General features: G+C 68.8%; 15 protein-coding genes. 11 read left to right on the top strand and 4 right to left on the bottom strand.

Going from position 1 to position 14,043, the window contains the following annotated elements; genetic code table 11:
- The first annotated feature begins 37 nt into the window (after positions 1–37).
- The 4 genes from I4U41_RS13070 to I4U41_RS13055 all read left to right on the top strand — a co-directional run bounded on the left by I4U41_RS13070 (position 38) and on the right by I4U41_RS13055 (position 4,796).
- Positions 38–1,006, top strand: coding sequence for an aldo/keto reductase (locus tag I4U41_RS13070; protein ID WP_206861521.1), 969 nt, complete (start codon positions 38–40; stop codon positions 1,004–1,006).
- A gap of 76 nt (positions 1,007–1,082) precedes the next feature.
- The gene (locus I4U41_RS13065; protein WP_206861520.1) at positions 1,083–1,331 is read left to right on the top strand and encodes a hemin uptake protein HemP; all 249 of its coding nucleotides are present in this window, start codon (positions 1,083–1,085) and stop codon (positions 1,329–1,331) included.
- A 181-nt stretch (positions 1,332–1,512) separates the two neighbouring features.
- A complete protein-coding gene (locus I4U41_RS13060) occupies positions 1,513–3,807 on the top strand; it encodes a TonB-dependent hemoglobin/transferrin/lactoferrin family receptor (RefSeq protein ID WP_206861519.1) in 2,295 nt (764 codons plus the stop codon).
- Between the two features lie 68 nt (positions 3,808–3,875).
- The gene (locus tag I4U41_RS13055; protein WP_425492583.1) at positions 3,876–4,796 is read left to right on the top strand and encodes a DUF6607 family protein; all 921 of its coding nucleotides are present in this window, start codon (positions 3,876–3,878) and stop codon (positions 4,794–4,796) included.
- Positions 4,797–5,315: 519 nt separating this feature from the next.
- Here the strand turns inward: I4U41_RS13055 and I4U41_RS13050 are convergent.
- From I4U41_RS13050 to I4U41_RS13040, 3 genes are read right to left on the bottom strand one after another with little or no spacing between them, the layout of a single operon-like run.
- Positions 5,316–6,485, bottom strand: a complete 1,170-nt coding sequence (locus I4U41_RS13050) for a PDZ domain-containing protein (RefSeq protein WP_206861517.1) — start codon at positions 6,483–6,485, stop codon at positions 5,316–5,318.
- Between the two features lie 26 nt (positions 6,486–6,511).
- Positions 6,512–7,285 carry a hypothetical protein gene (locus I4U41_RS13045; protein WP_206861516.1) on the bottom strand — a complete coding sequence of 258 codons (774 nt, stop codon included), beginning with the start codon at positions 7,283–7,285 and terminating at the stop codon, positions 6,512–6,514.
- Complete coding sequence (locus I4U41_RS13040; RefSeq protein ID WP_206861515.1) at positions 7,278–7,913, bottom strand: RNA polymerase sigma factor; 636 nt, start codon at positions 7,911–7,913, stop codon at positions 7,278–7,280. The genes I4U41_RS13045 and I4U41_RS13040 overlap by 8 nt, the downstream gene beginning before the upstream one ends.
- Before the next feature lie 107 nt (positions 7,914–8,020).
- On the opposite strand from I4U41_RS13040, the gene I4U41_RS13035 reads away from it, so the two are divergent.
- The 7 genes from I4U41_RS13035 (at position 8,021) to I4U41_RS13005 (ending at position 12,985) form a co-directional block, all read left to right on the top strand.
- Positions 8,021–8,998 carry an SPFH domain-containing protein gene (locus I4U41_RS13035; protein WP_206861514.1) on the top strand — a complete coding sequence of 326 codons (978 nt, stop codon included), beginning with the start codon at positions 8,021–8,023 and terminating at the stop codon, positions 8,996–8,998.
- A 3-nt stretch (positions 8,999–9,001) separates the two neighbouring features.
- Positions 9,002–9,442 carry an NfeD family protein gene (locus I4U41_RS13030; protein WP_206861513.1) on the top strand — a complete coding sequence of 147 codons (441 nt, stop codon included), beginning with the start codon at positions 9,002–9,004 and terminating at the stop codon, positions 9,440–9,442.
- Positions 9,439–9,963, top strand: coding sequence for a hypothetical protein (locus tag I4U41_RS13025; protein ID WP_206861512.1), 525 nt, complete (start codon positions 9,439–9,441; stop codon positions 9,961–9,963). The genes I4U41_RS13030 and I4U41_RS13025 overlap by 4 nt, the downstream gene beginning before the upstream one ends.
- Before the next feature lie 114 nt (positions 9,964–10,077).
- Positions 10,078–11,199, top strand: coding sequence for a glycine cleavage system aminomethyltransferase GcvT (gcvT, locus tag I4U41_RS13020; RefSeq protein WP_206861511.1), 1,122 nt, complete (start codon positions 10,078–10,080; stop codon positions 11,197–11,199).
- A gap of 5 nt (positions 11,200–11,204) precedes the next feature.
- Positions 11,205–11,840 carry a 2-hydroxychromene-2-carboxylate isomerase gene (locus I4U41_RS13015; RefSeq protein ID WP_206861510.1) on the top strand — a complete coding sequence of 212 codons (636 nt, stop codon included), beginning with the start codon at positions 11,205–11,207 and terminating at the stop codon, positions 11,838–11,840.
- 99 nt (positions 11,841–11,939) lie between these two features.
- Positions 11,940–12,335: a glycine cleavage system protein GcvH gene (gcvH, locus tag I4U41_RS13010; protein ID WP_206861509.1), complete on the top strand. Its 396-nt coding sequence runs from the start codon at positions 11,940–11,942 to the stop codon at positions 12,333–12,335.
- A gap of 161 nt (positions 12,336–12,496) precedes the next feature.
- The gene (locus tag I4U41_RS13005; protein ID WP_206861508.1) at positions 12,497–12,985 is read left to right on the top strand and encodes a hypothetical protein; all 489 of its coding nucleotides are present in this window, start codon (positions 12,497–12,499) and stop codon (positions 12,983–12,985) included.
- 328 nt (positions 12,986–13,313) lie between these two features.
- Here the strand turns inward: I4U41_RS13005 and I4U41_RS18690 are convergent, their stop codons facing one another.
- Positions 13,314–13,739 (bottom strand): hypothetical protein, encoded by a 426-nt coding sequence (locus I4U41_RS18690; RefSeq protein ID WP_425492582.1) that lies wholly within the window; start codon positions 13,737–13,739, stop codon positions 13,314–13,316.
- Positions 13,740–14,043: the final 304 nt, after the last annotated feature.

Here is a 14,043-nt window from a genome sequence, read left to right as displayed (position 1 = left end):
AGCCAGCTTCCAGATCCCCTTTTTTTGGAGTGTCCCCATGCAATACCGTCGCCTTGGTTCGTCCGGCCTGCAGCTTTCGGCGCTGTCCTTCGGCGCCTGGCTCACCTTCGGTGCCCAGATCGGGCGCTCCACCGCGCGCGATCTCATCGCCGCCGCCTGGGACAACGGCATCAACTTCTTCGACAACGCCGAGACCTATGCGAACGGCGAGGCGGAGAAGGTGATGGGCGACGTGATCGCCGACCTGCGCCTGCCGCGCGACGGCTTCTGCGTGTCGAGCAAGGTGTTCTTCGGTGCGGTGGCCGAACCGGGCCCGACCCAGCGGGGCCTCTCGCGCAAGCACGTCACCGATGCCTGCCACGCCGCGCTCAAGCGGCTGCGCGTGGAAACACTCGATCTCTACTACTGCCATCGTCCTGATCCCGACACGCCGATCGAGGAAACCGTCGGCGCGATGGACGCACTGATCCGCCAGGGCAAGGTGCTCTACTGGGGCACGTCGGAATGGACCGCCGCGCAGATCCGCGACGCGCACCGCATCGCGCACGCGCGCAACTGGTATGCGCCGACGATGGAGCAGCCGCAGTACAACCTGCTGCATCGCGAACGCGTCGAACTCGAATACGCGCCGCTCTACGCCGAATACGGCCTGGGCACGACGATCTGGTCGCCGCTCGCGTCGGGCCTGCTCACCGGCAAGTACAACGCCGGCGTGCCGGACGAGGCCCGGCTCGGCCGCGAAGGCCTCGGATGGCTGCAGCGTTCGGTGCTCGGCGAGGAGGGCGCCCGCGTGGAGCGCGCGCGCCGCTTCGTCGCGATCGCCGAGGAACTCGGCGTGGCGCCGGCGCCGCTGGCGATCGCCTGGTGCCTGCGCAACCCGCACGTGTCCAGCGTGATCCTGGGTGCGAGCCGCCCGGAGCAGCTGATCCAGAACCTGGATGCGCTGGAGCTGGCCGACCGTCTGTCGGAAGGCGACTGGCAGCGCGTGGACGCCGCGGTCGGATAGCGGCTTCGTGGCGTGGGCTGTTGACTAGCAAATGAGAATCATTATCATCCGTGGCGAGCCCCAACGAGCCACGCCCATGTCGACGCGTCCCACGCTGCTGCAGCTCAAGCCCCGCACCGAACGGCTGACGCCGCCCATCGCCGCCGTCTCCTCGCCGGCCATGCCCGCGCAGGCGATGTCCACGCCCTCCGCGATGGCGTTCGCCAACGGTCTCCTCGACAGCGACGAGCTGCTGCGGGGCGGTCGCGAAGTGCTGATCCGCCACGGCGGCGAGGTCTACCGCCTGCGCCACACGCGCAACGACAAGCTGATCCTCACCAAGTGATTCCCTGATCGCGGCGGCTCCTCCGGGCGCCGTGATCCACCGAACGCGCGACGCCCTTGGGGAAGGACGCCGCGCACGGCCGCACATGGCGGCTTCCCTTCGACAACCTCTCTCTCCCAAGGCAAGCAAGCCTGCCGGCAACGGCTGCCAGCCCGCCTCGGAATCCACTCCGAGACCGCGCATGCAACCTGTCCGCAACACCCTGGCCCTTGCCCTGCTGCTCGCCATTCCGGCCGTCGCCGTCTCCAACGAGGCCACGCCCGACGGCAGCGCCCCCTCCCTGACCACCGCCGCGACCGGCGTCGCCGCCGCGAACGAATTCGACCGCATCGTCGTCACCGCCACGCTGACGCAGCGCGCGCTGGACGACGTGCCGAACGTCGTCACCGCGATCGACCGCGACGAGATGGACCGCCAGCTCGTGCGCGATCTGAAGGACCTGTTCCGCTACGAGCCCGGCATCAGCGTGTCGAGCGGTTCCGGCCGTTTCGGCGGCCTGGGCGACATCCGCATCCGCGGCCTCGGCGGCAATCGCGTGCGCATCGAAACCGACGGCATCGCCGTGCCCGACGCGTTCTCGATCGGCAGCTTCTCGAATGCGAACCGCAACTTCGTCGACCTCGACACGCTGAAGGCCGTCGAGGTCGTGCGCGGACCGGGCAGCGCGCTGTACGGCTCCGACGCGCTCGGCGGCGTGGTCTCGTTCGTCACCAAGGACCCGTCGGATTACCTGGCGGAGGGCAAGGACGCCTACTTCGGTATGAAGCTGGGCTACTTCGGCGAGGACAACGGCCTGTTCGGCGGCGCGACCACGGCGTTCGGCGGCGATCGCTGGTCGGGCCTGGTCGTGGTCGGCCATCGCCAGGGGCAGGAACGCGAGAACATGGGCGGGAACCGCGGCACCGGTTCCTCGCGCACCGCGCCGAACCCGCAGGAATACGACGGCCGCAGCCTGTTGACGAAGCTGGTGTTCGAGCCGGACGGGAACCAGCGCTTCAAGCTCACCGTCGAAGGCAACGAGGACAACGTCGACACCGACGTGCTCACCGCGCTGGGCGATACCACGATGATGCCCGGCATGTCGCCGTCGGTGCGCGTGGCCTCGCAGTCCGGCCAGGACACGCAGACCCGCGCGCGCATCGCGTTCGCGCATGAAGCCGATGCGCTGGGCGCGGCGTTCGCCGATTCGCTGCAGTGGCAGGTCTACCGCCAGGACAGCGAAACCACGCAGCGCACGCGCGAGGAGCGCGCCATGCTGGCCGGCGGCGTCGCGGCCAACCCGGTGCTGCGCGAGCGCGAATTCAACTTCGACCAGCGCCTCACCGGCTTGGACGCCGTGCTGCACAAGGACATCACCGGCGGCGCCGTCGACCATGCCATCACCTACGGCGTGGAGCTGACGCGCACCGAATTCCGGCAGAAGCGCGACGGCCGCGCGACCAGCCTGCTCACCGGCACGGTGACCAACGTGATCTCGCCCGACACCTTCCCCGTGCGCGATTTCCCGGTGAGCGAAACCACGCAGGCGGCGTTGTTCGTGCAGGACGAGATGTCGTTCGCCGAAGGCGCGTTCCGGCTGATCCCGGCCGTGCGCGTGGATTACTACAAGCTCGAGCCCAAGCCCGATTCGATCTTCGCCGAGGACAACCCCGGCGTCGAAGTCGCGGAACTGAGCGAAACCAGCGTGTCGCCGAAACTCGGCGCGGTGTGGCATTTCAGCGAGGACTGGTCGCTGTTCGGCGGCTACCAGCACGGCTTCCGCGCACCGCCGTACAGCGACGTCAACCTGGGCTTCACCAACCTGCAGTTCGGTTACACGGCGATTCCGAATCCCGACCTGAAGCCGGAAAAGAGCGACGGCGTCGAACTGGGCCTGCGCTTCTCCAACGAAGCGGTGTACGCGGAGGTTTCGGCGTACTACAACCGCTACGACGATCTCATCGAATCGTCGGTGCAGGTGAGCGCGCCGCCGGCATCTGAACTGATCGTGTTCCAGTCGCAGAACATCGAGGACGCGGAGATCCACGGCGTGGAGGCGCGTGCCGGCGTGGACCTGCGGGCGATCAGCGATGCGCTGGCCGGCTGGTCGATCAGGGGCGCCGCGTCGTGGGCGAAGGGCGAGGACCGCACGACGAACGATCCGCTGCCGTCGATCGATCCTCTGCGCGCGACCCTCGGCGTCGCGTACGACGCGCAGGGCTGGGGCATCGAACTCGCCGGCCGTTTCGCCGGGCGCAAGGACGAACTGCCGGCGGACAATCAGTTCGAGGTGCCGGGCTACGGCGTGCTCGACCTGCTCGCGCACTGGAACTTCGCGCCGGGCGCGGTGTTCGACGCCGGCGTGTTCAACCTCGCCGACCGCAAGTACTGGGACGCGGCCGACGTGCCCGCCGGCACGCTCGCGTCGAGCCGCGTGGTCGATCGCTACACCAGCCCGGGCCGCAGCGTCGGCGTCAGCCTGTCGGTGAGCTGGTGAAGCTCACGTTCCTCTCTCCAACCTTCAACATCGAGCCAGCCATGAAGCTCCGCACGCTCGCCCTTCCGATGGGCCTCCTTCTCGCCGCCGCCCCGCCGGCGGCCTTCGCCGACGCTGCGCGCGATCGCGAGTCGATCCTCGCCATGCAGGGCGAGTACATCGTCGATTTCGCCTTCGATGAAACCGTGCTGCTGCAGCCCGGCTACGAACGCCATCCGGCGATGCGCAGCGGCGGCAACGAGACGGTGATCGTGGTGGAGGATTCGCCGACCAAGGTCGTCCTGCAGCACATCCTCGTGGACGAGAAGAGCGGCCACGTGACCAAGCACTGGCGGCAGGACTGGACGTTCGAGGCACCGACGCGCTTCGAGTTCAGCGCCGACCAGACGTGGCAGGTGCGGGCGATCCCGGCCGATCGCACGCGCGGCGCATGGACGCAGTGCGTGTACGAGGTGAGCGACGCGCCGCGTTACTGCGGCACGGGCCCATGGACCTACGACAACAACGTGCCCACGTGGACCAGCGACGTGAGCTGGCGCCCGCTGCCGCGTCGCGAGTACACCAGGCGCAGCGACTACAACGCCATCAGCGCGGTGAACCGCCACACGCTCACGCCCAACGGTTGGACGCACGAGCAGTTCAACACCAAGGTGCTGCGCAAGCCCGACGGCACGCAGGTGGAACTGGCGCGCGAGTTCGGCTTCAACGATTACCGGAAGACCACGGAGGTCGACTTCAAGCCGGCCTATGCCTACTGGAACGCGACGAAGGACTACTGGGCGAAGGTGCGCGCGCGCTGGGAGCGCTTCCTCGGCCAGTCGCCGGGCGTGCACCTGAGGACGAAGGTCGACGGGATGGCGATGATCATTCCGCTGTTCGAGCAGGCCGGCTCGCTGGAGAAGGGCGGCAAGGTGCGCGACGCGCAGATCGACGCGGTGTTCGACAAGTGGGTCGAGCGCGCGCCGGTGGAGGCGGCGGCGCGGCGGTGAGCACGGCTTCGTACTGACCGGCCGGACTCGGCAGAGCTTTTGCAGCCCGGGGGAAGGCCGCAGGCCGCACCGGGGCAACGTCGCCGCGAGGCACAACCCGGGTGCGCTTCGCTTACCCGGGCTACGAGAGCTGATCAATCTTTTTCGGCAGCGCGGTGATTCGCCGACGCGAGCAGCTTTTGTAGCCCGGGTAAGGCCGCAGGCCGCACCCGGGGCAATGTCGCCGCGACGCACAACCCGGGTGCGCTTCGCTTACCCGGGCTACAAGAGCCGGGTCAATCTTTTCGGCAGCACGGTGACTCGCCGACGCGAGCAGCTTTTGTGCCCGGGTAAGGCCGCAGGCCGCACCCGGGGGCAACGTCGCCGCGACGCACAACCCGGGTGTGCTTCGCTCACCCGGGCTACAAGAGCCGGGTCAATCTTTTCGGCAGCACGGTGATTCGCCGACGCGAGCAGGGCGCCCTCCCTCACCCCAACCCCTCTCCCGTGCTTGCGGGTGAGGGGCTCTTTCGTTGGTCGTCAGAGCGATATCACGAATCCGATCATTCCCTCCGGCGGCTCCGGTGGAGCCGGCGGCGCGGGCGGCGTCATCGCCAGCGGTGGCTTCGGTGCGGGCGGCGGGGGCGGTGCCGCGGGCGCGGCGGGCGCAGCAGGAGCCGCCGGTGCCGCCGGCGCAGGCGGTGCCTTCGGCGGCAATGGCGGAACCGGCGGCTTCGGGATGCGCAACATCGCGGTCTTCGGCACGGTGATCTGCGTCGTCGCGCTCTTGCGGTCGCGCAGGTAGGTGATGCCCACGCGACTCTGCTCCGGCTTGTCGCGCAACGCGGCCATCGCCTCGCGTGGGGAATTCACCGGCTTGTTGTCGATGCGCTGGATCACGTCCCCGGCCTGCAACCCGGACAATTCCGGCCCGGTGCTGAGCACGAGCACGCCGCGATCGGTGCCGAAATAACGACCGAGCTGCGCGTCCACCGTCGCAAGGTTCAGGCCGTTCCAGCGGAACGCCTCCGACAGCAGCGGCAGGCGGCAATCGCCCTCGTCGTCGTCGCAGTCCAGGCGGATGAGTTCGCTGCGCACCTGCGGTGCGACGATCGGCATCGGTGCGGCCAGCGGATTGCCGTCCGCATCGCGCGCGACCAGCAGGCGGTCGCCGAGCTTCGGCGTGGCGCGCGTGGTCGCGGCGCGGCCGCCGCGCGTGTAGGCGAGGGCGACGGGCTTGTCGGTATCGAGCGCGCGCAGCCGCAGGCGGGCCTGGGCGAGGCGCTCCTCCGGTTGCGGCTGGTTGAGCCGGTTGCCGTCGATCGCGGTGATGACGTCGCCGGCGCGCAGCCCGGCGTTCGCCGCCGCGCTGTCCGGGGTGACCGCCGCGATGCGCACGCCGCCCCTCGGATCGGGCGAGAGCACCACGCCCAGCACCGGCTGCCGGGCGAAGCGCTTCTCGAACTCGCGCTCGAAACGGGCGCGGTCGAAGTTCGCGTTCTCGCGCGTGAGTTCGGCGTATCGGCGTGCGGCGCGGTTGAGGTCGGCGCGCGCGGCTTCGATCTGCCGCGTGCGTTCGGCGTCCTGCCGCGTGGCGTCGGCGCGCGCGCGCCCGGCATCGGCCTTCGGCGTCTGCGCGCCGGCGGCCATGCCGGCGAGGAGCAGGGCGATCGTCGCGGCCAGTCGCGTCGTGTTGCGGAGGTGGGTCATGGCATGGGTCCTGCGGGTGAGAGGGGTCAATCGACGCTGACCAGCGCGCCGTCGTAGCGCTCGCCGCTGGACACCAGCCAGCGTTGGGTGGTTTCGATGCCGGCGAGTTCGCGCATCGTCGAGACGCGCGCCTGCCACAGCGCGGCGCGATCCGCGTCGGCAAGGCCCGGCTGCACGAGCGAGGCGTCGATGCGGCCGATGCGACGATCGAACTCGACCGCGAGCGCCGCGCCGCTGGCCGAGGCCACGCGGTCGTCGCGCGCGATGGCGAGCAGCGCTTCCAGCTGCGCCGACTCGGCCTGGAGCGCGGCGACCCGTTCGCGCAGCTCGGCGGCGCGCGGATCGGGTGCGGCGTCGTTCGCCGGCGTGCTGGCGATGCGCGGCGTGGCGTCGGAACGCGGCTGAGGTGTCGCGTCTTCGACCGGGGACGTCCCGGTGCTGCGCGGTGCAGGTTCGTCCTCGCCCGCCACACGCGTTTCCGGTCGCTTCGAGGAGGCGATCGGTGGGCGCGAGGTGTCGATCGGCGTGCGCTTGCGCGCGGCCAGCTCGGTCGATTCGCCCGGCGCATCGGCATCGCCGGAGCGATGCAGTGCCGGCATGAGCGCGACCGTGCCTATCGCAGCGGCGCCGATCGCGGCGGCAGCCAGCCACACCGGCCAATGCCGTCGCTGTCGCGCGGCGGGAGCGTCGAGCGCGCGATCCACGCGCTGCCAGCCTCCGGCCGGCGGCGTTTCCATCGGCAATGAAGCGAACGCGCCGCTCCAGTCGGCGGGCGAATCGTTGCGTTCGGTGTCAGGCATGGGCCTTCTCCGGCTCGAGCAGCTCTCGCAAACGGCGACCGCCGCGTGCGAGCTGGGATTTCGAGAAGCTCGGCGTGCGTTGCATCAGCGACGCGATTTCCTCGTGCGTGTAACCCTCGGCGTGGTACAGCCACAGCACGCTGCGGGTCGCGGCGGGTAGGCGGGCGAGCGCGCGCGTCAGGGCGGCGGCATCGGCCGCTGCGGCCGGCAGCGGCCCGGTGTCGACGGCGAACTCGTCGCCTTCCAGCGCCACGTCGTGCTGGTGCCGGCGCTGGCCGCGCAGGCGCATCAACGTTTCGTTCACGGCGATCTGCCGCACCCAGCCCCAGAACGGACTGGCGCCGCTGCCGTTGCCGCTCCCCGCGGCGCCGCGGAAATCGCCGATCTTGTCGAACACCTTCAGCATGGTTTCCTGCAGCACCTCGGCTGCCTCCTCGCGGCCGTCCGGGCCGTGGCCGGCGCCGAGCATCCGCAGCGCCAGGTTGAACACGGGCCGCTCGAAGCGGCGGTAGATCTGCTCGAACGCCGCCCGCTCGCCGGCGCGAACGCGCGCCAGCAACGCCTCGGGGACGTCGATGGCGAAGCTGCTGCGGGGTGCGTCGGTGGTGGGTGGCACGGGCGTGGGCAAGGGCTCGCGTCCTGCGTTTTTTTGGATCGTCCTTCCCCTGGATGCGGGGGCCGCCGAAACCGTCGCAGCGGTCGGCCTATACTCGCCCTGACACGAAGGAGGGGATCATGGGACTGAGTGCGGTGCTGAGCGTCGTCCTGCTGTTCGCGGGCATCATCCTGGTGCTGAAGGCCGTGCGGATGGTGCCGCAGGGGTATGAATGGACGGTGGAGCGGTTCGGCCGCTACACCCACACCATGGAGCCCGGGCTGCACTTCCTGATCCCGATCGTCTACGGCGTGGGCCGCAAGATCAACATGATGGAACAGGTGATGGACGTCCCCAGCCAGGACGTGATCACCAAGGACAACGCGGTGGTGAAGGTCGACGGCGTCGTCTACTTCCAGGTGCTCGACGCGGCCAAGGCCGCCTACGAGGTCGCCACGCTGGAAATCGCCATCCTCAACCTGGTGATGACCAACATCCGCACCGCGATCGGTTCGATGGACCTGGACGAATCGCTGTCCAAGCGCGACGAGATCAACGCCAAGGTGCTGGTCGCCGTGGACCAGGCGACGCATCCGTGGGGCGTGAAGGTCAACCGCATCGAGCTCAAGGACATCCAGCCGCCGCGCGACCTGGTCGATTCGATGGCGCGGCAGATGAAGGCCGAGCGCGAGAAGCGCGCCAACATCCTGGAAGCCGAGGGCCACCGGCAGTCGGAAATCCTGCGCGCCGAGGGGGAGAAGCAGGCCGCGATCCTGGAAGCCGAAGGCAAGCGCGAGGCCGCGTTCCGCGAAGCCGAGGCGCGCGAGCGCCTGGCCGAAGCCGAAGCGAAGGCGACGCAGCTGGTGTCGGACGCCATCGCCGGCGGCAACGTCAACGCGATCAATTACTTCGTCGCGCAGAAGTACATCGAGGCGTTCAAGGCGCTGGCCGAAGCGCCGAACCAGAAGTTCGTGATGATGCCGATGGAAGCCACCGGCGTGATCGGCTCGCTCGCCGGCATCGCCGAACTGGCGAAGCACGCGCTCGGCCCGGAGGCGCTGGAACGCCAGGGCGCCGCGCGCACGATGCCGCCGCCGTCGCCGCGTCCCGGAGGCTGACCGATGCAGTGGAACACCGAGACGATGACCTGGGCGGTGGTGGCGCTGCTGCTGTTCGCCGCCGAGGCGATGGCGCCGGGCGCCTTCATGCTGTGGCTGGGCTTCGCCGCTGCGGCGGTGTTCGCGATCGTGCTGCTCGTGCCCGACGTGCCGTTGCTGGCGCAGATCGCGGCGTTCGTGGTGCTCAGCTTCGTGTCGATCCAGGTGTACCGCAGTTGGTTCCGCGGGCGCGAACCGCGCAGCGACAAGCCCACGCTCAACCGTCGCGCCGATGCATTGATCGGCCGCGTGGTGCCGCTGGAACGCGCCATCGTCAACGGCCTCGGTCGCGTGCAGATCGCCGATGCGTTCTGGGACGTCACCGGTCCCGAGCTTCCGGCCGGCACGGTGGTGCGCATCGTCGGACATCGCGGCATGAGCCTGCTGGTCGAGCCGGCGGTATGACCCGACGCCCGGTCGCGCGATGGCTGCTGGCGGCGGCGCTCTGCGCCGTGGTTGGCCATGCCTGCGCGGACGGGCATCCGAGACTGGTCGGCAGGATCGTGCCGCCGTATCCGGACGGGTTCCGGTCGAACACCGGCAGCTGCGTCGGCATCGGCAGCGGCATCGACGAGTTGTGCGCGCGCAGCATCGCCACGCTCGACGATGCCGAGGATCGAACGATCCAGCTGCTCGCCGCGCAGTTCGTCGACCGCGTCGGCGACGAGCCTCGCTGGCGCGTCACCGACTCGGTGCCGTATCCGGCGCTGCGTCGCGACGAACTCGTCGCCATCGCCACCTGCCAGCGCAACGGCGTCGACGACACCGGCGTGGTGGCGATCATCGACACGGGCGCGGACGGGGCTTCGGAACTCGACATGCTCCCGGCCGTGCGCTGGGCGGTGCGGCTGGACCGTCGCACCGGCCGCTTCCTGCGCGTGCCGCCTTCGAGCGTGCGCTGCTACAACGAAGGCTCCAGCGAATAGGCCACGCGAACAGGTCGCACGACCATGCGCCGGCGTAGGCGGGCGTGCCGAAACCTCCGGCGCCGGGTTCTGGGATAATCGCGGGCTCGCTCCCGCAGACAGGTTTCCCGCGCCATGACCCAGAAGACCATCCTCAACCAGACCCACCGCGACCTCGGCGCCAAGATGGTCGACTTCGGTGGCTGGGACATGCCGATCCATTACGGTTCGCAGATCGAGGAACACCACCAGGTGCGCCGCGACGCCGGCATGTTCGACGTCAGCCATATGACGGTGGTCGACCTCAACGGCGCGAAGGTGCGCGACTTCCTGCGCCGCCTGGTCGCCAACTCGGTCGACAAGCTCAAGGTCCCGGGCAAGGCGCTGTACACCTGCATGCTCAACCCGCAGGGCGGGGTGATCGACGACCTCATCATCTATTACCGGGCCGAGGACTTCTTCCGCCTGGTGGTCAACGCCGCCACGCGCGAGAAGGACCTGGCGTGGATCACCGAACAGGCGAAGGCCTTCGACGTGAAGGTCACCGAGCGCCCGGACTTCGGCATGATCGCCGTGCAGGGCCCGAATGCCCGCGCGAAGGTGCTGGGCCTGCTGCGCGAGGAAGACCGCGACGCGATCGGCAAGCTCGGCAAGTTCGCCGCCGGCGAGGCGAAGACGGCCGACGGCATCGACGTGTTCGTCGCGCGCACCGGCTACACGGGCGAGGACGGCTTCGAGGTCGTCGTGCCGGAAGCGCAGACGGTCGCGTTCTGGAACTCGCTGCTCGCCGCGGGCGTGAAGCCGGCCGGGCTCGGCGCGCGCGACACGCTGCGCCTGGAAGCGGGCATGAACCTCTACGGCCAGGACATGGACGACACCGTCTCGCCGTACGAAGCCGCGCTTGCCTGGACCGTCGCGCTCGACGAAGGCCGCGACTTCATCGGCCGCGACGTGCTCGAGCAGCAGAAGGCCACCGGCGCGCCGCGCCAGATGATCGCGCTGGTGATGGACGAAAAGGGCGTGCTGCGCCACGGCCAGAAAGTGATCACCGAACACGGCGACGGCGAGATCCTGTCGGGCACGTTCTCGCCGACGCTCGGCAAGGCGATCGCCTTCGCCCGCGTGCCGGCCGGCAAGATCGCGCTGGGTTCGGCGGGCAACGTGCGCGTCGACATCCGCGGCAAGGAAGTCCCGGTGCGCGTGGTGAAGTTCCCGTTCGTGCGCGACGGGCAGCCGCAGGACGGCGTGCTGGTCTGATCGCCATGGCCACGCGCGTCGTCGACTACTACTTCAGCCTGCTCTCGCCGTATGCCTGGCTCGGGCATGCGGCGGTGCTGGCGGTGGCGCGCGAGACCGGCGCCACGCTGCGCTACCGGCCGGTGCGCATCTTCGAACTGTTCGATGCGAACGGCGGCCTGCCGCTGGGCAAGCGCGCGCCGGCGCGCCAGCGTTACCGCCTGGTCGAACTGCAGCGCTGGCGCGCGCAACGCGGCCTGCCCCTGAACCTGTCGCCGAAGTTCTACCCGGTCGACATCGCCCTGGCCGACCGCTGCGCGATCGCGCTGGCCGACGCCGGACTCGATCCGTCCGGCTACATGGACGCGGCCTTCCGCGCGCTGTGGTCGGAAGACCGCGACCTCGCCGACCCGACGGTGATCGAAGCCCTGCTCGCATCGCAGGGCTTCGACGCATCGACGGTGATGCGCCAGGCCGGCACCGACGCGGTCGCCGGTCGTTACGCCGACAACACGCGCGCGGCGATCGACGCGGACCTGCCGGGACTGCCGGGTTACGTCCTCGATGGCGAACCGTTCTGGGGCCAGGACCGCGTCGACGCGCTGCGCGACGCCCTGCTGCATCCGCGTGCGCCGTACCGTCCCTCCGAAGGCTTCCGTTGACCGCGATCATTCCCCTGTCGCGTGCTCCAGTCGCCGCCGTTAGACTAGGCGCCGACATCCGCTGTTCCGCGCCCCCGCAAACGTTTCGAGGCTCCCGTCATGAGTGAAATTCCCGGCGATCTGAAGTTCATGAAGTCCCATGAGTGGGCCCGCGTCGATGGCGACGGCAAGGTCACCGTCGGCATCTCCGACCACGCACAGGGCCTGCTCGGCGACCTGGTGTACGTCGAACTGCCGAACGTCGGCGACCGCGTCGAAGCCGGCAACGCCTGCGCCGTCGTCGAGTCGGTGAAGGCCGCGTCCGACGTCTACGCGCCGGTGTCGGGCAAGGTCGTCGCGGTCAACGCCGCGCTGACCGACAAGCCCGAGACCATCAATGAGGACGCCTACGGCGAAGGCTGGATCTTCACCGTCGAGATCGAGGACGGCGACCAGCTCAACGAGCTGCTGGCTCCGGACGACTACGCCGAGCTGCTGGAAGAAGAAGACCACTGAGCCACGAGCGCGCGGCACGCGTCGCGCGGCTTCGCACCTCACCGGAACCGGCCGCCTCGTGCGGCCGGTTTTTTTTCGCTCGGCGCAGGGCGTGTTGCGGGACGTGACGGTCCGGTGAGCGCGGCGTCGTCGATCGACGATGCGCGGGTCTTCGAATGGCGATGGCCGACACGTTCGACGCCATCGTTCGAACCTCCTCGGGTGGTGCGTTCGTCGCGAAGCGGACGAACGACGAACGGCATCGAGTGCATCGCGAAGGTGTCGCCGCGTCGGCCGATGCGCCGCGTGCGAGTGCTTCGGATGGTCGTCGGGCTTCGCGCAATTTCGCGCAAATCGGGTTTGTGCGACGCGAAACGGGGGTGTCGTCCGAAAATTTTTTCGGGGTGCCTCGCATGCCTTCGACGACCGCTTCCCGACGCTTCGATGCACCGGTGCGATCGCGCCATCGAATGCGTCCGGACGTCGATGCGTATTCGCAAACCCCTGAAAAAAAGCCATTTGCGAAATGCGCGTTGGCGGGTCGGCGAACGCGCGGCGATCGTCGTCGTCGTTCGACCCCGCGCTTCGAACACCGGCGACGGCGACGCCATGCCGACCTGCCTGAAAAAAAAATGAGCGAAGTTGTTGACAGTCCGAAAAAGCGTGATTAGGTTTCGCCCAGCAGACGTCTCCTGCGGAAGCGAGTGAGTACAGACAACGCGACAACTCGCGGCACAAAACGGACCTCCGACCGGGCAGTCGAAACGGTGGACGCAGGGTTCGTTTCCCCCGCGAAAACGCGCGCCGTGTACACGCAGGCCAGGCATTCCATCCAACCCGGTCCGCACATCGCGCGCCGGGTTTTTGTTTGCCCGCGGTTGCGGGCGGCACGAAATCCGTTCCGACGCGTTCGCGCGTCGGCGGCTGCTCGCGGGTCCGATACCCGCGGCTTGAGGTTCTACTGGGCGATAGACCTGCAAGACCACTGATCAATGCTGATCAACCACTGACGAGGAGCCATACCATGGCCATGAAGAAAGCTGCGAAGAAAAAGACCGCCGCCAAGAAGGCGACCAAGAAGGTTGCCAAGAAGGCTGGCGCCAAGAAGACCGTGAAGAAGGCCGCCAAGAAGGCGACCAAGCGCCCGGCCAAGAAGGCTGCGAAGAAGGCCACCAAGAAGACCGGCGCCCGCAAGACGGCGAAGAAGGCCACCCGCAAGACCGCCGCCAAGAAGACCGCCAAGAAGACCGCGAAGAAGGCCGCCAAGAAGACCGGCGCCCGCAAGACCGCGAAGAAGGCGACCAAGAAGGCTGGCGCGAAGAAGACCGCCCGCAAGGCTGGCGCCAAGAAGACCGCCAAGAAGGCGACCAAGAAGGCTGCCCCGAAGAAGGCCGCCAAGAAGTCGAGCCGCAAGAAGACCGCCAAGAAGGCGTCCGTGACGGCGATGCCGGCCACCCCGGCTCCGATGATCTAAGAAAGCCCCGAAGACCGTAATCGAGCTCTCTCCCCGCAGCCCAGGCGGGGGGAGAGTTTTTTTTGCGCCGGTGGTTGTGGTTGCGGCGGGTGGTTTCCGTTTGATCGGAATGGTGCGCGCCGCGCTTAGCCCCTTTCCTCGGGAGAGGGGTTGGGGTGAGGGTAGGGGCGTGCGATGCAGTGATGCGGTTGATGCGTGCGCTTTGCGTTCGCGGTCGCCGCCATGCTCTTCAGCGTTATGGCGCCGTGCACTTCG

Source organism: Lysobacter changpingensis, assembly GCF_017308985.1.
GTDB lineage: Bacteria > Pseudomonadota > Gammaproteobacteria > Xanthomonadales > Xanthomonadaceae > Lysobacter_J > Lysobacter_J changpingensis.
This window is presented reverse-complemented; position numbering and strand designations above follow the sequence as displayed.